We start from the raw sequence: 584 nt of genomic DNA on the forward strand, positions 1-584 counted from the left end.
TTCTCGGCCTCGACGGTGAGCGAGGCGACGATGCGGCTGGATGAGGCGCTCAAGGCGTTCTTCACGCAGCGGCTCGAGGAAAGCTATCCGTATCTCATTTTGGACGCGCGCTACGAGCGGGCTCGCGAGGCGGGCGTGATCGCCAGCCAGGCGGTGCTGGTGGCGATCGGCGTGGATTGGGAGGGCCGGCGCCAGGTTCTGGGCGTGGAGCTGGCCAACCGGGAGAGCCATTCGAGCTGGCGCGAGTTCGTGACGGGGCTCAAGAATCGCGGGCTCGCCGGCGTCGAGTTCGTCGTCTCCGACGACCATCCGGGGCTCAGGGCGGCAATCCGCGAAGTGCTGCCCGAAGCGGTCTGGCAGCGCTGCTACGTGCACTTCCTCAGAAACGCGCTCGACTACGTGCCGCGCAAGGTCGACGACGATTGCCTGATGGAGCTCAGATGGTTCTACGACCGGCGCGACCTTGCCGAGGTCAAACGCGACCTGGCGCAGTGGATCGCCAAATGGCAGGCCAAATACCCGAAGCTGGTCAACTGGGTGGAAGATAACATCGAGGAGACGCTGAGCTTCTATCGGCTGCCGCT

The 584-nt window shown here is 64.9% G+C and carries 1 protein-coding gene; it reads left to right on the forward strand.

Annotation, left to right across the window (positions count from 1 at the left end):
- The coding region (locus NKJ20_RS34090; RefSeq protein ID WP_352749977.1) for an IS256 family transposase at positions 1-584 on the forward strand (584 nt) is incomplete at both ends.

Source organism: Mesorhizobium sp. M0185, assembly GCF_040322175.1.
Taxonomy (GTDB): Bacteria; Pseudomonadota; Alphaproteobacteria; order Rhizobiales; family Rhizobiaceae; genus Mesorhizobium.